Below are 18,859 nucleotides of genomic sequence, written 5' to 3'. Positions count from 1 at the left end.
CTGAACAACTAATCAATGGTGCAATTAAATTTATGGAAGAAAACTACGCCGAGCACGCCGAGCTTTTTAGCTCTTTGGCAAATACGCAGACCCCGCACACGCTTTTTATCGGGTGTTCGGACTCGCGCGTGGTGCCAGGGCTCATAACTTCGACAAAACCAGGAGAGATGTTTGTAGTGCGAAATATCGCAAACATCGTCCCGCCATATCGCGTTAGTGATGATTTCGTCGCTACCACAGCGGCTATCGAATACGCGCTGAATGCTTTGCAAATCAAGCAAATCATCGTTTGCGGACATAGCAACTGCGGTGGTTGCGCGGCGCTGTTTTATGACGAGGCAAAACTACAAAAAACCCCAAATGTGAAAAAATGGATAAATTTGATGTCTGGGGTAAAAGATCAAATTTCAAAGCACTGCGCCAACGATAAAGCTAAAAGAGAGTGGCTAGCCGAACGCCTAAATATCGTAAATTCGATACGAAATCTGCTAAGCTACCCAAATGTCAAAGAGGGTTATGTGGCAGGTGAGATTAAAATTTTTGGCTGGCATTATATCATCGAGACGGGCGAAATTTTCAACTACGACCCGCACAATGACCATTTTGCGCTATTAAACAAGGATTATGACTATGAAAAAATTTCTCATCAGCTTTTTGATTAGTGCGCTTTGCCTAAATTTTATTTTCGCAGAAGCAAATAAAAGCGACCAAAATTTAACCGAGCAAAATTCGAGCCAAAGCGCAGTTCCTGCGCCAAATTTAGAAGAGAAAAAAAAGGAAGTCGAGGAGTTTTTGAGCGAGGTTTCAGGGGCCGATGCGAACAAAAGCGAAGTCTATGATATAATCGTAAATAAGGTCGCACAAAACGAACTCAACGCAAACGAAACAAACGGCGCAAATTCCTTTTATCGCGTGGTAAATGAGATCAAAGAGATAAATAAAAAAATCCTTGCTATCTCGCCAAAAGGCGAAGCCAACGCCACAGATAGCTCGCTAAAAACTCTCAAAGAAAACAAAGCAAAGCTTTTAGAGAGCGTTCCTATGGCGATTACGAATAATACGCTAAGCAGGGAAGGGCTTTTAAAATACGCCGAGATTAAGAAAAATATCGAGGATACGCTGGCAAAATTTGCGAAAAAGCAAAATTCTATCGAATATGTAAGCGCAGCGATTAGTGCCGATAGAATGGCGCTTGGGGATATTTTTTATCAAGAAATTTTAAAACTTGATAATCTTTTTGTAAATGGTGCGAGCAAAGATGAGCTAAAAATGAGCTTAGAGGACGCGCTTAGCAGGATTTCGGAGTATTCGCTAGATAAAACTTCCAAGCTAAAAGAGGCCCTAAAATCGCAAGAAGATAGCGAAAATTTCGTGGCTAAATTTAGCGAGCTTAAAAATGATAAAGCAACTTACGAGGAAATTTTATCCTATTTGCACTCAAATGCTGATTTGCTCGCATCCAGCGTGATTTTTACTAGCCTAAATTTCAAATCCGCAATTGATAGCATAAATGAAATTTCCCCTATCAAAGATAGACGCATAAATTTCGGCAAAATCGTGCTAATTAGCGTGATAATGCTCTTTTTCTACTCACTTCGCAGGGTGCTAGCGAATTTGATTTATTTCGTCTTTAAAATCATCAATCGCTCCACAGCCATTGATAAAGAAACCATAAAAGAGCAGGTTGTAGCCACGATAAAACGCCCGCTTGGCGTGCTTTTGATAGCGTATTCGATAGACATTTCGCTGGTGATATTTTTCTATCCAGCCCCTGTGCCGATAAGGTTTGCTAGCATTTTGTCGATAATCTATGTCATTTTGTGGGCGTGGGTCATCATCGAAATCATCGACGGATACGGCATAATCGTGCTAGGAAATATCGCTAAAAAGGGCGTTAGAAAAGATGTTATAAATTTGGTTATCAAAATTTTATATATCATCGTCGTAATAATCGCGCTCTTGCTTATCCTAAAACGGCTAGGTTTCGATGTCAGCGCGATACTAGCCTCGCTTGGAATCGGAGGTTTGGCGATTGCGTTTGCGACCAAGGATATTATCGCAAATTTCTTCCAATCAATCATGCTTTTGTTTGATAATTCCTTCTCCCAAGGCGATCATGTCGTAGTGGGCGACATAGAGGGCACGGTCGTGGAGACTGGGTTTAGGAAAACTACGATTAGAACCTTTGATAATGCCCTTGTTTTCGTGCCAAATGCAAACATTATGGCGCAAAATATCAAAAACTGGAACCGCCGCAAGGTCGGCCGCCATATCAATATCATCGTGGGCGTAACATACTCTGCTAGATCAGAGCAACTTAGAAAGTGTATCGAAGATATCAAAGAAATGCTAAAAGCGCACCCGCGAATCGCTCAATCTGGCGATAGTGCGACAAATTCGCGCGATTTTCGTATGCGCTCGCGCCAAAACATGGTCTCAATCGACGATCTAGCGGGCTATAAAAGCACGATGAATGTGGTGTTAGATAGCTTCGGCGATAGTTCTGTCAATATCTTGGTGTATTGTTTCACAAAAACCGTTATGAGAGATGATTATTTGCAGATTAAAGAGGATATTTTGTTTAAAATCATGCAGATTGTCGAGAACAACGGGCTAGAATTTGCCTTTCCGTCGCAGAGCTTGTATGTTGAAAAATTACCAAAATTTGATTATGATAACCCGAAATTTAGTGAAGGAGGAGATGATGAGAGAGTTTGACGAAGACTTCGAAGAATACGAGGATTTAGACGATTACGACGAGGATATAATCGAGGGCGAAGAGGGCTATAACTACGCTTATGACGAGGACGATTATAGCTATGATGATGGCGAGGGGCTAAACTACAACAACATCGACGGAGATGATTACTAATGAGAAAAATCGCTTTAATTTGCGCGTTTTGCGCCTGCGTTTTCGGCGTGGAATTTACGCCGATGAAGGTCGCGCCCCAAAGGGCAGAACAAATCATGCAAGATTTGCATAAATCGCTCGAAGCTTGCAAGGACGGCGCGCGCATAAAGGCTTTAAGCAAGGAGCTTGAAAAGGCGCTATTTCCGCTAGAAGACCTTGATTTTTCGCACGAATACGACCCAGCCCAAATCGACGAGCTTCGCAGGATCGATCGCGAAAATAAGGCATTTTTGACCAAATTTGCGATAACTTCTGGTTGCAAACTAGCGGATTTGTAAATTTGAAAAAATGAGAATTTGAGCGCTTTAATCGCTATTTGCGCTCAAATTCTTTAAATTTATTCTTTTTGGAATTTTAGAATTTTTAATAGTCTTACCACCTTGGGATTTGCAAAATTTTCACCACAGAATTTGCGCTTAAATTTTGCTCTGCGATTAGCAGGGCAGAATTTGGGCCAAAATTATTCAAAATCGCGCTAGATCCTTGCCTTTTACCCGCAGTAGAGATAAAAATTTGCCCATTTTGGACGCTGATATCGCCAAGAGCAAACTCCAAAAACGGCGATTTTTTCGCATAATCGTTGCTCAAAATCGCGCTACTCTCACACCCGTCATCAAGCCTAAATTTCGCGCTCAAAAACGCACGCAAAAACAAAAACCCAGTCACAATGCTAGAAAGCGGAAATCCAGGAAGCGCGAAGATAAATTTCTCGCCAAATTTGGCGATTTTGACATGGCGACCCGGTTTTATGGCGACTTTATCGACTAGGATTTCGAAATTCTCCCTCACCAAAGCCTTCATAAAATCATAATCCCCCATACTCACTCCGCCACTGGTGATTACGATATCAGCGCGCGTGAGTGCCTCAAAAACGGCGCTTTTTAGAGCGTCTTTATCGTCGCTGATGATTTGCTCGCTCACCACTTCAAACCCCATTGCACGCGCCAAATTTAAAAGCGCGAAGTTGTTTGAGCTATAAATTTGCGCCTCGTTTTCTAAGCTCTCGCCCGGGCGTTTGATTTCGCTTCCAGTGGCGATTATAGCGACTTTTGGGCGCACAAACACTGCCACGCTAGCCATGCCTAGCTCAGCCAAAAGCGCAATGCTTGCAAAATTTAGCCGTGAGTTTGCGCTTAGTAAAACCTCGCCCTTTTCGTAGCTCTCGCCGATTTTTCGCACGGCAAAGCCAGCAGGCACCACTTTATCGATTATGATTTCATCGCCGCAGACGCTGACATTTTCCACAGGCACGAGAGTATCCGCGCCCTCAGCCATAATCGCTCCTGTGAAGGTTTTGACGCACTCGCCAAAATTCGGCGCAGTATTTGGCATGCTTCCAGCAGGGGTTTGCGAAACGACCTTAAATCTCGCTCCGCACGCCAAATTTGCGCCATTTAGCGCGTATCCGTCCATGGAGGCGGTAGGGCGCTCTGGCTTGGCAAATGGTGCGCGAATTTCATCGGCTAAAATTCTCCCCAAAGCCTCGTTTAGGGGCAAAATTTCGCTCTTTTTCTCGGGCGCGACGCTGGCTTTAAACCTCGCAATCGCGCTTTGCAAACTCTCAAACTGCATCGGTGGCTCCTAGCAAATTTTTAATCTCTTCTGTGCTTATGATTTTTGAGTTGTATTTGACGACGAAATTCTCGCCGTTTTCGTAAATTTCGATAATCCCAGCCTGCCCGCTAATGGCGCTAAAATCGAAATTTAGTGCTTTATCAAAATATAAATTTTTAAAAATTTTCGGATTTGGCAGGGCTAAAATCATCACAAACCACACCGCCCCAAGCACCGCCACGACCAGCCCGATACCCAAAATACCGACCCAGCCATACGCTAGCCCGCCACACACGCCTCCGATAAAACTGCCAAAAAACCCAAACGAAGTGAAAATTCCAAGTGCTTCGCCGCGGTTTGTGGTTTTGGCGAATTTCGACGCGAGGCTCTGCATAATGGGCTCGTGCGCGTTAAATCCGGCGAAAAATACAATCACGCCAAAAATAAAAAAATAAGGGTTGTTTGCAAAAGCAAAAATCAAATACGAAACAATAAAAAATAAAATTCCAAGAAGTAAAATTTGCTTTGAAAGTCCGCGTTTTTCGCCCATTGCGCCACTTGCGCCCATGGATAAAAAGCCAAAAATCATAGCTACGCCATAGACTTTGATAAATTCGTCTTGCGCGAAGCCAAATTTAGAGTGAAGCATTATGGGGATTAGGAAAAATGCGGTCGTCATAAAGGCTTTTTGGAAAAAATTGCTTAAATTTAGCAAGGATAAATTTTTATCTCGCAAAAGCGCGAGTGAGGATTTTTTGGGCATTTTGGAGCGAATTTTGGGTTCGGCTGGCACGAGAGAAAAAAGCAAAATCAGGCAAAAAATCGTCAAAATGACACTTAGCCAAAAAAGGCTTGCTAGCCCAAATTTCGCGCTCAAAACCGGGCTTAAAATCATCGCCGCGCCAAAGGCACAGCCTATCATCGCGCCCATTATCGCCATTGCCTTGCCTCTGTTTTCTTCCGTGGTAAAATCGCTAATCAGCGCCGTAGCCACGGCTCCGATAGCCCCACAACCCTGCACAAATCGCCCTAAAATCATAGTGTAAATGTCGCTAGCAAACGCGCAAATCACAGATCCTGCGATAAAAATCACAAGACCGATTGCGATAGTGTTTTTGCGCCCGATTTTATCGCTAAGCGCGCCAAATGGGGTCTGCAAGAGCATTTGCATGATCGCATACACGCCGATTAAAACGCCGACTAGTTTTTCATCAGCACCGCGAAGCTCCAAAGCGTAGTAGCTAAGCACCGGAAGCAGGATAAAAAGCCCAAAAAAGCGGGTCGCTGCGATAAAACTAAGTGGCAAAATAGTATTTAACATCGAAAGCCTTAAAGATTATTTTTGTCCGTGATTGTAGCTAAAATTTTGTCAAATTTGGATAAAATAAGCGTTTTTACGCAAGGATTTGATATGAAAATTTTAGTAGCCACTGGCAACAAAGATAAGCTTAACGAGATTAGAGAATTTTTCAAAAACGACGAAATTTACGGGCTTGGCGAGGTTTTGGAGCCTTTTGAAATCATTGAAGACGGCAAGAGTTTCAAAGAAAATGCGCTGATAAAGGTGCGCGCGGTCTATGAGAGGCTACTAGCGCGAGACCTGCACCGCGAATATCTCGTGATGAGCGATGATAGCGGGATTTGCGTGGATATTTTAGGCGGTGCGCCCGGGATTTATTCAGCTAGATTTAGCGGAGAGGGCGCGACGGACGCTAGCAACCGCGCGAAACTAGCTAGCGAGCTAATCGCGCGTGGCGTGCGTAGCTCGGGCGCACACTATGTGGCTGCAATCGCGCTGAAATCGCACTTTGGTGAATACTGCACGCACGGATTTATGCACGGCGAAGTGATTTGCGAAGAGCGCGGGGAAAATGGGTTTGGGTATGATTTTATGTTTATTCCGCGTCGCTACGAAGAGCTTGGAGATGGCGATTTGGGCAAAACCATAGGCGAGCTTCCAGCACGGATTAAGGGCGAGATTTCGCACCGCTCGCGAGGACTTGCGCTAATGAAAATTTTGATAAATTCTTTTAAAAACATCTGATTTATAAAATTTAAAATTTCAGTATCGTAGATACTGACCGAGATTTTATAAAAGGATTAAATTTGGAAAATTTTGAGAATAAAAATTTAAACAATAAACCAAATGTTAAAAAATCAAATTTGCGAAATTATGATGAAAATCCGATTGTTATAAAAGATGAATTATCAAATGCGAAATTTTTAAGTATCGTTTTTTTAGTTTTATTAGGACTTGCTTTAATAATCAGAAAAATATTTTTTTCTCAATATGACACTGTTTATAGTAATGGTAGTTCGCTTTTTATTATCCCATTTCTTACCTACATGACCCTAAAAAATACTTTTAGAAACCTTGAAAAAGACGCACAAATTTATTTTTATAATGACTATGTAGTTAAAAAATTAGAAAACGGTATTGAAAAAAGAATTGCAATATCTCACTTGAAAAATATAACAAAAAGCATTTCATCAATGTTGCCAAATGGTTTTATTAGTGAAAAAATAGAAAAAGCTATTCTTATTTATTGTGGATTATTTTTCGTTTTTGTTTTAGCTTTGATTATATATAGAGGCGAATTTAAAATACTGATTTTTATATCACTTTTTACTTTTATAGTCTTATATCTGCCACAATTTATAATTCATCACAAATATGGTGGTTTGCAAGATAGTTTTTATGATGTCATTTGGCTACAAGATAAAGACGGCAAATTTTTTAATTTTATGATTAGTTCAGATAAACAATACAATGAAATCAAAAAATATTTATTGGTTAAAACAGGCAAGAGTTTAGATAAGGTAGAAAAGAAATTTTTTCTATCTGTATCTTGGTTTAAAGATAAAGATTTATTAAATTAAACTTTTGTTAAATGAGACGATATGAGCAGAGAAAGTATTGCGAAAGCAGAACTTGACAAGGTGGAAGCTAGACTTCTTAAAAATTTAAATTTGACAAAGGAAATGTTGCAGACATTTTTATCATCGCATTACTTGAAATTTACCCATAAATTCGCCATAAATAAAATTCTTTCTAAATTTTAAATTTTTAAGCTAAATTTCATTGACAAAATTTTAAAAATTATATATAATCAAGTTTCCTTTTTCAATCCACATCATTTATCGGAGCGTAGCGCAGTCTGGTAGCGCATCTGGTTTGGGACCAGAGGGTCGAAGGTTCGAATCCTTTCGCTCCGACCATTGTGGTGAGTTTAGCTCAGTTGGTTAGAGCATCAGATTGTGGTCCTGAGGGTCGTGGGTTCGATTCCCACAATTCACCCCACTTTCGCGCTCGTAGCTCAATTGGATAGAGCAACAGACTTCGGATCTGTAGGTTGAAGGTTCGACTCCTTTCGGGCGTACCACTGATTTGTTTTTTATGCGCTCATAGCTCAGCTGGATAGAGCAACGGCCTTCTAAGCCGTAGGCCTCAGGTTCGAATCCTGATGGGCGTACCATTTAAGCTAGCATTAAGAGCTTTTGGCTATAATGCGCTTTCTTTTTTGCGGATGTGGTGAAATTGGCAGACACGCCAGACTTAGGATCTGGTGCTTTACGGCGTGAAGGTTCAAGTCCTTTCATCCGCACCATTTAATACTCGTTCCGGATTAGCTCAGCGGTAGAGTAGGCGGCTGTTAACCGCTTGGTCGCTGGTTCGAATCCAGCATCCGGAGCCACTTTATCTTATAAAATCCCATTTTATCGTAGTTTGTGAAGTTTAAGGAAACTAATTGACCCCTAATTTGACCATTTTAAAAAATTTATTTCTCACCAGAGCGCATGATATTCATCAAATTTGTCTTATCTGCTTGATTAAAGCACTCCTTGCTGATTTTGCCGTTTTCGAAGTCGCTGTTTAATTTCGCTCTAAGACGAGCGAAAATTTCATCTTTCGAGCCGATATTTATGAGATTTTGGACTTGCGCGCAACCTTGCACTACCTCATTGCCTCTGTCTCTGTCGATAGCGATTATATTTATTTTATCTGCGAAATACTCCGCTATATGCGCTAACCCAGTGCCCAGATTGCCTTGTATGTTCGACATCACCGCGATACTACCGCCTCTACCGTATGCCTCAAATCGCGCGAAAGTGTTTTCTAGCGCGCGTTCTGGGGCGATATGAAGAACGCAGATCGTGACATTTAACCCATTTTGTAAGCATTTTTCGATTTTGGCGATACTTGGGGCTGGGTTTGCTAGCTGTCCTTCGAAAATGAGTTTGATATCTGGGTTGGACATAAAATTTTTTACGCTAGCGCTTTTGCCAGCACCCGGGATTCCAGTGATAAAAACAGCCTCTGTTTTGCTCTCCTCGCGGGATTTTAAAATCTCATCAAACTGCGTCGCGCCCAAAACCGCCGAAGTGTTATGCAAGGCGTCATTTACAAGTGCTCTGTCGTTTTTGCGCATCCATGCCATAAACAGCTCCTTAAAGGTGTCTGAGCAAATGTAGCGTCCATGCGCGCTATCGGCGAATTTAGCGTAGTTTTCTAAAATGTAGGCTGTGAAATTTGAGGCTAAATTTATGGCATCGGTTTGAATTTTTGCCAAAAATTCATTGTGTGAAAAGTCGAGTTTCGTGATTTGGCTTATTAAATTTACGCTGTTTTGGTATGGAATTTGGCTGTAAATTTTATTTATAATCTCTGGCGCAATCCCCTTATACAGGCGTGCTTCGACCTGCGCGCGATATTGCGTATCATCGCTCATTTTGCTTAAATGTCTGCTTACATTTTGCCACATTTTTAGCTGTTTGGCGTTTAGCATGGTTTTCCTTTAAATCGCACAGATAAATTTGAAATATTTGAAGTTAAAACTCGATTAAATGGTGGTCCCGATTGGACTCGAACCAACGACTTCCACCATGTCAAGGTGACACTCTACCAACTGAGTTACGGGGCCAAAAAATAAGAGTTTGCATTATAGCAAAAAAAGCTAATATAAAATTTAAAAAATGTAAAATTTAATCAAAATTGCCAAAATTTTTAAATTTTGTGCCAAATTTTGCGCCAAATTTTCCAAATTTAGCGCAAAAGCTCATTTGCATACGCTCGCACGCTTCGATCGATTTCGATTAGAGCGTGCGCGTCTGGCGTGTTTGGCGAGTGAAATTTCTCCACCGATTTTAGCACTACGCGCGAAATATCGCTAAATCTCGCCCGCCCTTCTAAAAACGCATAAACGCCAACTTCGTTTGCCGCATTTATCACTACGCCAAAATTTGGATTATCCAAAAGCGCGTCTTTGAGCCCAAAAATAGGGTATTTGAGTGTATCGATTGGAGCGAATTTAATCGGTTTTAAATCCAGCAAATTCACAGGTTTGACGATTTGCTCGCTAATCGCGCCCTCTAAAACCGCGTGCGCTATGGCTAGGCGCATGTCAGTCTCGCTAATGTGCGCTGTGGTCGAGCCGTCGATGAACTCAACTAGGGCGTGGATTTGCGATGTGCGCTCGATCACGGCGTCGATATTTTTCGTGCCGTATAGCCAAAACGCCTCGATTACCTCGAAGAGCTTGTTTGCCATGCTCGCGCTATCAATTGTAATTTTTGCGCCCATTTGCCAGTTTGGGTGCCTTAGCGCGTCTTTGGCGCTCACATTTCCAAGCTCGGTTAGTGGTGTATCGTAAAACGCCCCGCCACTGGCTGTTATGATGAGCCTAGAAATAGGGGTTTTTGCGTTTTGGATTAGAAATTTTAGCCCGAAATGCTCGCTGTCAATGGCGTGAATTTTTGAAATTTCAAGGAATTTCCCGCCCACGACTAGGCTTTCTTTGTTTGCTAGGCATAGCGTTTTGCCAAGTTTTTGCGTTTTTAGGCTAGGGAGCATGCCAGCAAAGCCCACTAGGGCATTTACGACGGTGCTAGATTTGCACTCTTCAAGCATTGCCAAAATCCCCTCCATACCGACAAAAACCTTGTCGTGTTTGACGGCTGATTTTAGGCTCTCTTCGCCGATAGCGACGAATTTAGGGTGAAATTTAGCAATCTGCTCGTTTAGCAAACTCACATTTTTCCCGCACGCCAAAGCCTCGATTAAAATTCCCTTTTTGTGCGCGATATCTAGGGTGTTTGTGCCAATCGAGCCAGTCGAGCCTAGCACTACCATGAATACACGACCACCATAGCCACTGCGCCAAACATATACCCGTCAATGCGATCTAGCACGCCGCCGTGTCCTGGGAATAAACTGCCGCTGTCTTTGACGCCTGCGCTTCGTTTGAGATAGCTTTCAAACAGATCGCCAAAAATGCCAAAAATCACGATAACTAGGGTCTTGCATAAAATTTCAAGTGGCGGCAGGTTTGTGAAAATGCGCGCATAAATGAAGCTTGTGATAAAGGCAAAAATAATTCCGCCGATAATGCCTTCTATGGTTTTGTTTGGCGAGCTAGGGCTAAATGGGGTTTTGCCAAAGCTTTTGCCAGCGAAATACGCACCGCTATCGCAGGCGATTATTGTGATGATAAGCCAGACGAAGTGGAAAATACCCAAATCATCATAAACCGCCCACATTAGGCAAATCGGAGCGAAAGGGTAGATAAAAGGCAGGATAATTTTCGCGTTTTCAAGCTTTTTAAAAGCTACGATTGAGGCCACCACGACTACCGAGGCGATACATACTTTAACCGCGCTGATAAATGGCTCGTCGTCTTGGGCAAGCGGAATTAGCGCGAAAAATGCGAGCGCAAGGGCTAGCCATTTTAGGCTGACATTTTTTAGCCCGTAGACCTTGTAGCTCTCCAAAAGCCCTATGCTAAGCATTATAGCAAATACAAAAAAGTTGATAAATCTGCTATTTATCAGGATTAAAACAGAAAAAACGGCGAGCAAAATTCCGCCAGTTACTAGTCTTTGTTTCATAAAATTTCCTTAGATTTGATTTCACGAGATTATATAAAATTTCGCCTTATCACGGCTTTAAAACGCCGATAGTTTTATAATCCACATAATGCACAAACGAGCCTTTCACGGGGCTTACATTTAGGCGTTTGGTGTAATCAACGAGGTAGTTTCCAGCCTCTTTGACGCTAAAATTTACGCAAATTTTAGCAGCAAAATTTGCGATTTCTTCGCTTAAATTTTGTTTGTTAGTTTGGACGATGACATGTGCGCTAGCTCGGTTTTTTAAATGAAACCAAAAGTCGTTTTTGGCGCTGTTTTTTAGCAAAAATTCGTTGCCTTTTTCATTTTTGCCCACGCTGATTTTAAACTCGCCGATATAAAAGCTCTGCACAAATTCGGCGTTTTTTTCCTTTAAATTCGCGCTAATTCGCTTTTTGGGGAGCAAAATTTCAAGCTCTTCGACGCTTTTTGCGTTTGCAATTAAATTTTTCAAATTTTCGTAAAATTCGATTTTTTCGTTTAAATTTGCGATTTGGATATGCGAATTTGCGGCCTTTTGGCGCAATTTTTTTGCTTCGTTAAAAAATTCGTTCATTGCGATTTTTGGCGGATTTTCTAGGTGAAATTCCACGCTTTCGCTGTTTTCATTATTTAGGCAAAATTCCCTTTGCCAGTCGCTTAAATTATACAAATTTGCCGATAATACCTGCCCGAGATTTGCCAAATTTTCGGCTTTTGCTAAAAGTTCGCTCTCTTTTGGCACGGCATTTAAATTTGCATGCAAAATTTCGATTTTTTTATCAATTTGGGTTAATTTTGAATTTCGAATTTGGGCTAAATTTGCCAAATTTAGCTTTTCAAACTCGCCCATGAAAAATTCATTGAAATTCTCTATGTTTTCTACATCTTTTTCTTTGATTTTATATGGCGGAAGTGGCGCCAAAACCCGCCCCACGCGCACGCTTCGCACATCGTTATCTAGGTGTCTGAGTGCTTCGAGTATCACGCCCTTTTCATCAGTGATGATAACATTTGTAAATCGCCCTGTAAATTCGAAGTATAAATTTGTGATAAACGCCTTGTAGCTGGCTTTTAGCTCAGTTTTGATATGCAAAATTCTATTATTTTCCACTACGCAAATTTGCAAAATTTTCGATTTTACGAGCCGTTTAGCCAAAACCCCGTCAAATGGTGCTTTGTAAATTTTATTTTCCACGAAAGAGCCGTTTTTATGGATATTGCACGCGGTTTTATTCATATCAAAAAACAGCTCATAGCTATCAAAGCTAAGCTTAAAAAGATTATCGCCGACGCGCTTTATGTGGCTTAGAGTTTTGAAATTTTGCAAAAATTCGCAAATTTGGATTAGGTGCTGGTATTTCATAAACGCTATTTTAGCAAAAAATTTAGCAAAAATTTTAAATTCCATTTTTACTTTAAAAAAATGATATACTTTGGGTTTTATTTTTAAGGAGAGATTATGAAATTTAAAATTTTAGTGCCGTTAGCATTATCAGCGTTTGTGTTAAGTGGCTGTTTGCAAGGGCTAGGACGCGATACTTACATTGTCGTGCCTTCAAACGAAGCCAGTCCGCACTCTATCGATAAAATGCTAAATTTGCCACAAAACATCACATTTGAGAAGCAATCCTACGCGCTAGGACACAAAAGCTCCATGAACGCCGAATATTTTTTAGATGGCGAAAGGGGCTTTGGCTGGACGAAGCTGATTACGATTTCGTATGGGCATGGCGTGTATGATATGGAGCGTTTGCTCGGCGCTATGGAACATGAGTTAGAAAAACAAAAAAACTCTGGCGCAAAAAATGAGTATAAATTCGAAAAATTAAGCGATAAAAAGGCGATTTCTACCGAAATTTTCTACCCTACAAATAATCCAAATTTAAACAAATTTGAAGCAAATTTGAAAATTTATGAAATCAAAGATTGCGGGGCTGTAAATGTGCATTATGCGATGAATTTCGACAAAGATACGCCGATAGATACCGTGCGAAAGCAAATACAGAGCAAAAAGGCAAATTTTTTGAAAAACTATCCTAGAATCGAGTGTGCGCAGGATCTTAGCATAAAAAGTTCGAAGCTAAATCACCCGCAAAGCCTAGAATATATGCAAACAAACTTTGAGAAATTCAAAGAATATCCACGAGTTTATGGCTCGGATACTAGCGCGGTTACTTACTTTTCAGCCCAAAACCCTACATACGGGCAAATCGATGTGCTTTTTAGCGAAGGTTTGAAGAAAAAAGATTTTGATAAATTTTTAAGCGACACCAAAAAAGATATTGCGAAATTTGATAAAAAACACGAAGCAAAAATTGAAAAACTAGCCGAAAATAAGGCGCTTCAAACCATGCTTTGGTATCCAAATCAACGCAGGGGCGAAAAAGATTATGAGATGAATTTTGCTATCATCGAACTAAAATCTTGCGGTATGACTCAAACTATCTATAAACAAAGATTATTAGCTAGCAGCGGCAGCGAAGATGAGGTAAAAAATCTCTTTGGCAAAACCAAAACTTACTTTTTGGCAAATTATCCAAAACTTAGTTGCAAATAAGTTCATTGCCGAATTTGGGTAAAATTCGGCAAAATTTGGTTGTCTCTGATTTTTACACTTAAAATTTCTCTTTGTGAATTTTGCTAAATTCTAGCTTTTCTAGCTCGTGTGGAGCGGGCGTGGAGATTAGATTTCCAAGTGATAAAATCGCTAAGGCTCTGTAATTCCCCCCAAAACCCAAAATTTCGCGCAGGTATTCCTCGCTACTCGCGCCATTTTGCGCCTCGCGCAGTCTGCATTGTATCCAGCAGCTTCCCACGCCTAGCGCGCTCGCGCACAGGTGCATGTAGGCCATAGCGATAGAGGCGTCCTCAATCCAGACATCTTGCGCGCTCTCATCGGCGATTACGACCACAGCGGCGTTTGCGCCTTTTAGCATATCGGCTGCGCCCGTGCGCGCAAGGCTTAGTTTGGCGAGGTTTGCTTTATCTTTGACTACGATAAACTCCCAAGATTTTCTTGCATGTCCGCTAGGGCTTAGCAAGCCAGCCTTTAAGATTGTGTCTAAAATTTCGTTGCTAATCTCGCTGGGAGCGTATTTTCGCACACTGCGCCTGGCTTTTAAAATCTCTAAAATTTCCATGATTTTTCCTTTCCAAAAGCAAAATTATACCTTTTATTATAAAGTTTTATGGTTAGATTTGATAGAATTTAGCCCAAATTTTTTAAGGACAGGTTATGAAACAGACAATCACAGAAAAAATTTTTAGCGAACATGTGGGCGAGGCGGTCAGCGCAGGGCAAATCGTAGAAAGCAAAATCGATATGGTCATCGGCAACGACATCACAACGCCGATTTCGATAAAGCAGTTTGAGTTAAGTGGCGCAAAGGCTTTGGCAAATCCAGACGGCTTTGCGATCGTAATGGATCACTATATCCCTACAAAGGACATTTTAAGCGCAAATCAAGCCAAAATTTCACGCGAATTCGCCTACAAACACAACCTAAAAAACTATTTTGACGAAAAAGATATGGGCATCGAACACGCCCTAATGCCTGAAAAAGGGCTAGTGGTACCCGGCGATGTCATCATCGGAGCCGACTCGCACACCTGCACGCACGGCGCACTTGGGGCGTTTTCTACTGGTATGGGAAGCACCGATTTAGCTTATGCGATGATTACGGGCAAAAACTGGTTTAAGGTGCCTGAAAGCATAAAAGTTGTTTTCAAGGGCAAACCCGCAACGCACATTTACGGCAAGGATTTGATACTTGAAGTTATCCGCCAAATCGGCGTTGATGGCGCACGCTACAAGGCGCTAGAATTTGTTGGTGAGGCGATTGCGCACCTTGATATGGATAGTAGATTTTCGCTTTGTAATATGGCAATCGAGGCTGGCGGAAAGAGCGGAATCGTGGCGTGCGATGAGGTAACAAAAGAATTTTTGGCCGCTAGAACGCTACGAAGCGAGCCAAAATTTCACTACTCAGACGAGGGGGCAAACTACGAGCGCGTCCTAGAAATCGACACTGCGAATTTAGACCCAGTGATTGCGTATCCATTTTTGCCAAGTAATGGCAAAAGCGTGAGAGAGGCGGTAAAAGATAGTATCGCAGTAGATCAAGTTTTCATCGGAAGCTGCACAAATGGGCGTTTAAGTGATCTTCGCATAGCAGCGCAGATTTTAAAAGGCAGAAAAGTGGCTCGCAAAACTCGCCTTATCATCACACCAGCTACGCAAAAAATCGCTCTACAAGCGCAAAAAGAGGGCTTGTGGGATATTTTCGTCGAAGCAGGTGCAGTTGTGAGCAATCCGACCTGTGGCGCGTGTCTTGGCGGATATATGGGAATTTTGGGCGATGGAGAGAGATGCGTGAGCACGACAAATCGCAACTTCGTCGGCCGCATGGGCGATCGCACGAGCGAAGTATATCTAGCAAACTCAGCTGTCGCAGCAGCTAGCGCAATCGCTGGTAAAATCGCAGATCCTAGGGATTTGTAACCTAAAATTTTGCCATTTTTTTAATGGCAAAATTTATCCAAATTTTAAATTTCAAATGAAAAAATCCAAAGCTTGTTTTCTTTTTATAATTTATCTTTGTGCGCTCTTTAAAATTACGATTTTTAGGGCAAATTTTAGGCTCGATCAAATTTGGCGTGTCGGCGAATACAATCTCGTGCCATTTAGCGATTACGCAAATACTTTGAAATTTGGCGCGATAAAATTTATCTATCTTTTTGCGGGAAACATAGTCTGGTTTGTGCCGTTTGGGCTTTTTGCGCGATATTTTTTCCCAAATTTTAGCATGCGAAAAATTTTGATTTTTGGCCTTTTGCTCTCACTAATAATCGAAATTTCACAATTTGTCTTTAAAAGCGGAATTTTCGAGCTTGACGATTTGATTTTAAATGTTTTTGGGGTATTTTTGGGGATAAAATTTGGCGAAATTTTAAAATTCCGCCAAATTTAGATTTAAAACATCTCTGGGATTCGAAAATAGTGATTTATCGCGCCGTTGCCCCTGCCAATGTGCAAATCTTGCATTAGCGCAGTGCGGACGAATTCTTTCGCACTACCAACCGCTTCTTTTACGCTAAGCCCTGCTGCTAGGGCGCAAGCGATAGCTGATGAGAGTGTGCAACCTGTGCCGTGAGTGTTTTTGGTGATGATTTTGGGTGCGCTAAACTCGCTAAATTCGCCATTTTCGTAAAGAATATCGCGCGCTTCGCCAGTATTTGCGAGATCCCCGCCTTTGACCAAAATTGCTCCGCCGTAAAATTCAGCGATTTTTAGCGCGGCTGTTTTCATATCGTCGAAATTTTCGATTTTTACGCCACTTAGCGCGCTTGCTTCTTTGATATTTGGCGTGATAATCGCTGAAATGCCAAAAAGGTCGAATTTTAGTGCGTTCATTGCGCTATCTTGCATTAGCACGCCACCGCTTGTAGCGACCATGACAGGGTCTGTGACGACATTTCGCGCGCCAAATTTTTTCAACGCTTTGGCTATGGTTTGTGCAATCTGGGCAGTAGAAATCATGCCGATTTTCACAGCGTCTGGGACGATGTCGCAAAATACGCTTTCTAGCTGGGCTTCGACAAATTGGGGCTCGATATTTAGCACGCCTTGCACGCCAAGCGTGTTTTGGGCAGTGAGGGCTGTGATGACATTTTCGCCATACATTTTGTGGGCGGTTATGGTCTTGATATCGGCTGAAATACCTGCGCCGCCGCTACTATCGACACCCGCGATTGTAAGAATCTTTTTCATAAATTTTCCTTGTAAAAAAATCGTGTTTTATAAAAGTATGCACATGCTTTTATAAAACACCACCGCTAGCGTCGCCCAGGTGGGGGTGCGGGGGCGGGCGGGCCTCGCAACTCTGAGCGCCGCCCCCGCAAAAAAAAGATTAGACTTCAAAATTCCTAGCGGTGGGCAATTAAAAAATTTAACAATAAATTTTACACTCAGTATTCCCAAAAATTCCAAAATTTTATACAATTTCACCTTGCTAAAATTTAAATTTTCATCGCTATAATAGCGAGTTTATTTTAAATTTAAGGATTAAAATGTTTGATTGGATCAGCTCGCCTGAGGCGTGGATAAGCCTAGCCACGCTAACTGGGCTAGAAATCGTTCTTGGCATAGACAATATAATTTTCATAGCGATTTTGTGTTCGCGCCTGCCTCAGGAAAACCGCGACAAAGCTCGCATTATGGGGCTAGCTCTTGCGATGATTACGCGAATTTTGCTTCTACTTAGCCTTAGCTGGGTAATGGGGCTGACAAAAGAGCTATTTAGCGTGCTTGGACACGGTTTTAGTGGGCGAGATTTAGTGCTAATCGGCGGTGGTTTGTTTTTGCTGGTAAAATCCACGCTCGAAATTCACTCTTCTGCTGTGGGCGAAAGCCACGAAGAGCGAGTAGATGAGAAAAAAGCTAGCTTTGGTGGCACACTGATTCAAATCGCTTTGCTTGATATAATCTTCTCGCTCGATAGCGTGATTACGGCTGTGGGTATGGCACAGCACCTGCCTGTAATGATACTAGCTGTCATCATCGCCGTGGCTGTGATGATGTTTGCTAGTGGGGCGATTGCGAAATTTGTCGATGATAACCCTACGATAAAAATTCTTGCGCTTTCGTTTTTGATTTTAGTCGGCGTTTCGCTCATAGCGGACGGTCTTGGATTTCATATCCCAAAGGGCTATATTTATTTTTCTATGTTTTTCTCGCTCGTGGTCGAGCTCATCAATATCCAAGTGCGCAAAAAATCTGAGAAAAACTAGGTTAGCTTCGGTTAGATTCGGGCGATTTTGGAGTTAAAATTTTAGCCTAAAATCGCCTTTAATTTTACAAAAGGAGCTATTTTGAAACCGCTTAGATTTGTAGGAACTGGGCTTTTAATCGCTGTTTTTGGCTTCGTCGCATTTAGTGGGGCTGGTATGTTTTTTGGGTTAAAAAGTGGGGTTATGAAAAATTTCCACGAATACTTTGGTATGGCTATGCTAGCCCTTGCGCTGGTGCATATTTTCATAAATTTCAAACCTTTTAAACTCTATTTTAAAGGCTGGCAGGGGCTTGTAATCTGCGCTATTATAGTGCTTAGCTGCGGATATGCTGGATACAGCCTCAAAGGCGCTAGCGGGGCTGGAAACCCAGCTAGGGCTGTGTATATGCAGGCTCTAAATTTGGAAATTAGCAAATTTAAAGGCGCATTTGGCACGGATAATGCGAAATTTAGCGCGTTTTTAGAGAGCAAGGGTATAGCGAATTTCGACGAACGCCTAAATTTGCGCGAAGCGTGTGCGAAATATAATCTCAAAGAGGGCGAAATCCTAAACGCACTTTTGCCGGCTCGTGCGCTAAAAGGCGAGGCGAGCGGCGCGCAAAAAGGCAAAAATTCTCACTAATAAATTTTGGCAAATTTCAAATTTGCCAAAATTCAGCCATTATTTTTTAAGTCAAATTTTAATAAAATCCAAAATTTAAATTTCAAAAAAGGA

20 protein-coding genes and 7 tRNA genes are annotated in these 18,859 nt (G+C 41.8%); 18 read left to right on the top strand and 9 right to left on the bottom strand.

The window, feature by feature from the left end:
- Positions 1 to 32 precede the first annotated feature (32 nt).
- The 4 genes from OFN73_RS07465 to OFN73_RS07450 are packed head-to-tail and all read left to right on the top strand — an operon-like array spanning position 33 to position 3,189.
- Positions 33 to 662 (top strand): carbonic anhydrase, encoded by a 630-nt coding sequence (locus OFN73_RS07465; protein ID WP_270862908.1) that lies wholly within the window; start codon positions 33 to 35, stop codon positions 660 to 662.
- On the top strand, positions 631 to 2,718 hold the full coding sequence (locus OFN73_RS07460; protein ID WP_270862895.1) for a mechanosensitive ion channel family protein: 2,088 nt from the start codon (positions 631 to 633) through the stop codon (positions 2,716 to 2,718). The genes OFN73_RS07465 and OFN73_RS07460 overlap by 32 nt, the downstream gene beginning before the upstream one ends.
- On the top strand, positions 2,705 to 2,872 hold the full coding sequence (locus tag OFN73_RS07455) for a hypothetical protein (protein ID WP_270858667.1): 168 nt from the start codon (positions 2,705 to 2,707) through the stop codon (positions 2,870 to 2,872). The genes OFN73_RS07460 and OFN73_RS07455 overlap by 14 nt, the downstream gene beginning before the upstream one ends.
- Positions 2,872 to 3,189 (top strand): hypothetical protein, encoded by a 318-nt coding sequence (locus OFN73_RS07450; protein ID WP_270862894.1) that lies wholly within the window; start codon positions 2,872 to 2,874, stop codon positions 3,187 to 3,189. The genes OFN73_RS07455 and OFN73_RS07450 overlap by 1 nt, the downstream gene beginning before the upstream one ends.
- A 94-nt stretch (positions 3,190 to 3,283) precedes the next feature.
- Here OFN73_RS07450 and OFN73_RS07445 read toward each other — a convergent pair whose 3' ends face one another.
- Entirely contained in the window at positions 3,284 to 4,483 is a 1,200-nt protein-coding gene (locus tag OFN73_RS07445) for a molybdopterin molybdotransferase MoeA (RefSeq protein ID WP_270862893.1), read from the bottom strand.
- A complete protein-coding gene (locus OFN73_RS07440) occupies positions 4,473 to 5,786 on the bottom strand; it encodes an MFS transporter (protein WP_270862892.1) in 1,314 nt (437 codons plus the stop codon). The genes OFN73_RS07445 and OFN73_RS07440 overlap by 11 nt, the downstream gene beginning before the upstream one ends.
- A gap of 90 nt (positions 5,787 to 5,876) precedes the next feature.
- Here OFN73_RS07440 and OFN73_RS07435 point away from each other — a divergent pair, with 90 nt between their 5' ends.
- The 9 genes from OFN73_RS07435 to OFN73_RS07395 all read left to right on the top strand — a co-directional run bounded on the left by OFN73_RS07435 (position 5,877) and on the right by OFN73_RS07395 (position 8,160).
- The gene (locus OFN73_RS07435; RefSeq protein ID WP_270862891.1) at positions 5,877 to 6,509 is read left to right on the top strand and encodes a non-canonical purine NTP pyrophosphatase; all 633 of its coding nucleotides are present in this window, start codon (positions 5,877 to 5,879) and stop codon (positions 6,507 to 6,509) included.
- 62 nt (positions 6,510 to 6,571) lie between these two features.
- Positions 6,572 to 7,345: a hypothetical protein gene (locus OFN73_RS07430; RefSeq protein ID WP_270862890.1), complete on the top strand. Its 774-nt coding sequence runs from the start codon at positions 6,572 to 6,574 to the stop codon at positions 7,343 to 7,345.
- Positions 7,346 to 7,366: 21 nt separating this feature from the next.
- Complete coding sequence (locus OFN73_RS07425) at positions 7,367 to 7,528, top strand: hypothetical protein (RefSeq protein ID WP_270862889.1); 162 nt, start codon at positions 7,367 to 7,369, stop codon at positions 7,526 to 7,528.
- A gap of 79 nt (positions 7,529 to 7,607) precedes the next feature.
- Positions 7,608 to 7,684: transfer RNA gene (locus tag OFN73_RS07420), tRNA-Pro, on the top strand.
- 5 nt (positions 7,685 to 7,689) lie between these two features.
- Positions 7,690 to 7,766 (top strand) — tRNA-His (locus OFN73_RS07415).
- 5 nt (positions 7,767 to 7,771) lie between these two features.
- Positions 7,772 to 7,848, top strand: a tRNA-Arg gene (locus OFN73_RS07410).
- Between the two features lie 16 nt (positions 7,849 to 7,864).
- Positions 7,865 to 7,941: transfer RNA gene (locus OFN73_RS07405), tRNA-Arg, on the top strand.
- A 47-nt stretch (positions 7,942 to 7,988) separates the two neighbouring features.
- Positions 7,989 to 8,073: transfer RNA gene (locus tag OFN73_RS07400), tRNA-Leu, on the top strand.
- 12 nt (positions 8,074 to 8,085) lie between these two features.
- A tRNA-Asn gene (locus OFN73_RS07395) sits at positions 8,086 to 8,160 on the top strand.
- An 84-nt stretch (positions 8,161 to 8,244) separates the two neighbouring features.
- On the opposite strand, the gene OFN73_RS07390 is transcribed toward OFN73_RS07395, so the two are convergent.
- From OFN73_RS07390 to OFN73_RS07370, 5 genes are all read right to left on the bottom strand, one after another.
- On the bottom strand, positions 8,245 to 9,252 hold the full coding sequence (locus OFN73_RS07390) for a hypothetical protein (protein ID WP_270862888.1): 1,008 nt from the start codon (positions 9,250 to 9,252) through the stop codon (positions 8,245 to 8,247).
- A gap of 59 nt (positions 9,253 to 9,311) precedes the next feature.
- Positions 9,312 to 9,387: transfer RNA gene (locus tag OFN73_RS07385), tRNA-Val, on the bottom strand.
- A gap of 122 nt (positions 9,388 to 9,509) precedes the next feature.
- Positions 9,510 to 10,595 (bottom strand): 1-deoxy-D-xylulose-5-phosphate reductoisomerase, encoded by a 1,086-nt coding sequence (gene dxr, locus OFN73_RS07380; protein WP_270862887.1) that lies wholly within the window; start codon positions 10,593 to 10,595, stop codon positions 9,510 to 9,512.
- Positions 10,589 to 11,350, bottom strand: a complete 762-nt coding sequence (locus OFN73_RS07375) for a phosphatidate cytidylyltransferase (protein ID WP_270862886.1) — start codon at positions 11,348 to 11,350, stop codon at positions 10,589 to 10,591. Before OFN73_RS07375 ends, dxr begins: the two co-directional genes overlap by 7 nt.
- Before the next feature lie 49 nt (positions 11,351 to 11,399).
- A complete protein-coding gene (locus OFN73_RS07370; RefSeq protein ID WP_270862885.1) occupies positions 11,400 to 12,761 on the bottom strand; it encodes an NFACT RNA binding domain-containing protein in 1,362 nt (453 codons plus the stop codon).
- A gap of 51 nt (positions 12,762 to 12,812) precedes the next feature.
- On the opposite strand from OFN73_RS07370, the gene OFN73_RS07365 reads away from it, so the two are divergent.
- Positions 12,813 to 13,910: a hypothetical protein gene (locus tag OFN73_RS07365; RefSeq protein WP_270862884.1), complete on the top strand. Its 1,098-nt coding sequence runs from the start codon at positions 12,813 to 12,815 to the stop codon at positions 13,908 to 13,910.
- A 58-nt stretch (positions 13,911 to 13,968) separates the two neighbouring features.
- Here OFN73_RS07365 and OFN73_RS07360 read toward each other — a convergent pair whose 3' ends face one another.
- Positions 13,969 to 14,493: a nitroreductase family protein gene (locus OFN73_RS07360; RefSeq protein WP_270862883.1), complete on the bottom strand. Its 525-nt coding sequence runs from the start codon at positions 14,491 to 14,493 to the stop codon at positions 13,969 to 13,971.
- Between the two features lie 95 nt (positions 14,494 to 14,588).
- Between OFN73_RS07360 and leuC the strand changes: the two genes are divergently transcribed.
- Complete coding sequence (gene leuC / locus OFN73_RS07355) at positions 14,589 to 15,854, top strand: 3-isopropylmalate dehydratase large subunit (protein WP_270862882.1); 1,266 nt, start codon at positions 14,589 to 14,591, stop codon at positions 15,852 to 15,854.
- A gap of 55 nt (positions 15,855 to 15,909) precedes the next feature.
- Positions 15,910 to 16,323, top strand: a complete 414-nt coding sequence (locus tag OFN73_RS07350) for a VanZ family protein (protein ID WP_270862881.1) — start codon at positions 15,910 to 15,912, stop codon at positions 16,321 to 16,323.
- A gap of 2 nt (positions 16,324 to 16,325) precedes the next feature.
- On the opposite strand, the gene thiD is transcribed toward OFN73_RS07350, so the two are convergent.
- Positions 16,326 to 17,123, bottom strand: coding sequence for a bifunctional hydroxymethylpyrimidine kinase/phosphomethylpyrimidine kinase (gene thiD, locus OFN73_RS07345; RefSeq protein WP_270862880.1), 798 nt, complete (start codon positions 17,121 to 17,123; stop codon positions 16,326 to 16,328).
- A gap of 299 nt (positions 17,124 to 17,422) precedes the next feature.
- Between thiD and OFN73_RS07340 the strand changes: the two genes are divergently transcribed.
- Positions 17,423 to 18,142, top strand: coding sequence for a TerC family protein (locus OFN73_RS07340; protein ID WP_270862879.1), 720 nt, complete (start codon positions 17,423 to 17,425; stop codon positions 18,140 to 18,142).
- A gap of 81 nt (positions 18,143 to 18,223) precedes the next feature.
- Positions 18,224 to 18,766 (top strand): DUF4405 domain-containing protein, encoded by a 543-nt coding sequence (locus tag OFN73_RS07335; protein WP_270862878.1) that lies wholly within the window; start codon positions 18,224 to 18,226, stop codon positions 18,764 to 18,766.
- Positions 18,767 to 18,859 lie beyond the last annotated feature (93 nt).

The organism is Campylobacter sp. JMF_14 EL1 (assembly GCF_027737585.1).
In the GTDB taxonomy this organism is placed as follows: Bacteria; Campylobacterota; Campylobacteria; order Campylobacterales; family Campylobacteraceae; genus Campylobacter_B.
This window is presented reverse-complemented; position numbering and strand designations above follow the sequence as displayed.

What these genes read in the sequence shown, in the direction of transcription:
- OFN73_RS07390 (WP_270862888.1), bottom strand. Translation starts at nt 9,252, where the DNA reads ATGCTAAACGCCAAACAGCTAAAAATGTGGCAAAATGTAAGCAGACAT.
- OFN73_RS07425 (WP_270862889.1), top strand. Translation starts at nt 7,367, where the DNA reads ATGAGCAGAGAAAGTATTGCGAAAGCAGAACTTGACAAGGTGGAAGCT.
- dxr (WP_270862887.1), bottom strand. Translation starts at nt 10,595, where the DNA reads ATGGTAGTGCTAGGCTCGACTGGCTCGATTGGCACAAACACCCTAGAT.
- OFN73_RS07455 (WP_270858667.1), top strand. Translation starts at nt 2,705, where the DNA reads ATGAGAGAGTTTGACGAAGACTTCGAAGAATACGAGGATTTAGACGAT.
- OFN73_RS07460 (WP_270862895.1), top strand. Translation starts at nt 631, where the DNA reads ATGAAAAAATTTCTCATCAGCTTTTTGATTAGTGCGCTTTGCCTAAAT.
- thiD (WP_270862880.1), bottom strand. Translation starts at nt 17,123, where the DNA reads ATGAAAAAGATTCTTACAATCGCGGGTGTCGATAGTAGCGGCGGCGCA.
- OFN73_RS07375 (WP_270862886.1), bottom strand. Translation starts at nt 11,350, where the DNA reads ATGAAACAAAGACTAGTAACTGGCGGAATTTTGCTCGCCGTTTTTTCT.
- OFN73_RS07445 (WP_270862893.1), bottom strand. Translation starts at nt 4,483, where the DNA reads ATGCAGTTTGAGAGTTTGCAAAGCGCGATTGCGAGGTTTAAAGCCAGC.
- OFN73_RS07360 (WP_270862883.1), bottom strand. Translation starts at nt 14,493, where the DNA reads ATGGAAATTTTAGAGATTTTAAAAGCCAGGCGCAGTGTGCGAAAATAC.
- OFN73_RS07435 (WP_270862891.1), top strand. Translation starts at nt 5,877, where the DNA reads ATGAAAATTTTAGTAGCCACTGGCAACAAAGATAAGCTTAACGAGATT.
- OFN73_RS07465 (WP_270862908.1), top strand. Translation starts at nt 33, where the DNA reads ATGGAAGAAAACTACGCCGAGCACGCCGAGCTTTTTAGCTCTTTGGCA.
- OFN73_RS07450 (WP_270862894.1), top strand. Translation starts at nt 2,872, where the DNA reads ATGAGAAAAATCGCTTTAATTTGCGCGTTTTGCGCCTGCGTTTTCGGC.
- OFN73_RS07440 (WP_270862892.1), bottom strand. Translation starts at nt 5,786, where the DNA reads ATGTTAAATACTATTTTGCCACTTAGTTTTATCGCAGCGACCCGCTTT.
- OFN73_RS07340 (WP_270862879.1), top strand. Translation starts at nt 17,423, where the DNA reads ATGTTTGATTGGATCAGCTCGCCTGAGGCGTGGATAAGCCTAGCCACG.
- OFN73_RS07350 (WP_270862881.1), top strand. Translation starts at nt 15,910, where the DNA reads ATGAAAAAATCCAAAGCTTGTTTTCTTTTTATAATTTATCTTTGTGCG.
- OFN73_RS07365 (WP_270862884.1), top strand. Translation starts at nt 12,813, where the DNA reads ATGAAATTTAAAATTTTAGTGCCGTTAGCATTATCAGCGTTTGTGTTA.
- leuC (WP_270862882.1), top strand. Translation starts at nt 14,589, where the DNA reads ATGAAACAGACAATCACAGAAAAAATTTTTAGCGAACATGTGGGCGAG.
- OFN73_RS07370 (WP_270862885.1), bottom strand. Translation starts at nt 12,761, where the DNA reads ATGGAATTTAAAATTTTTGCTAAATTTTTTGCTAAAATAGCGTTTATG.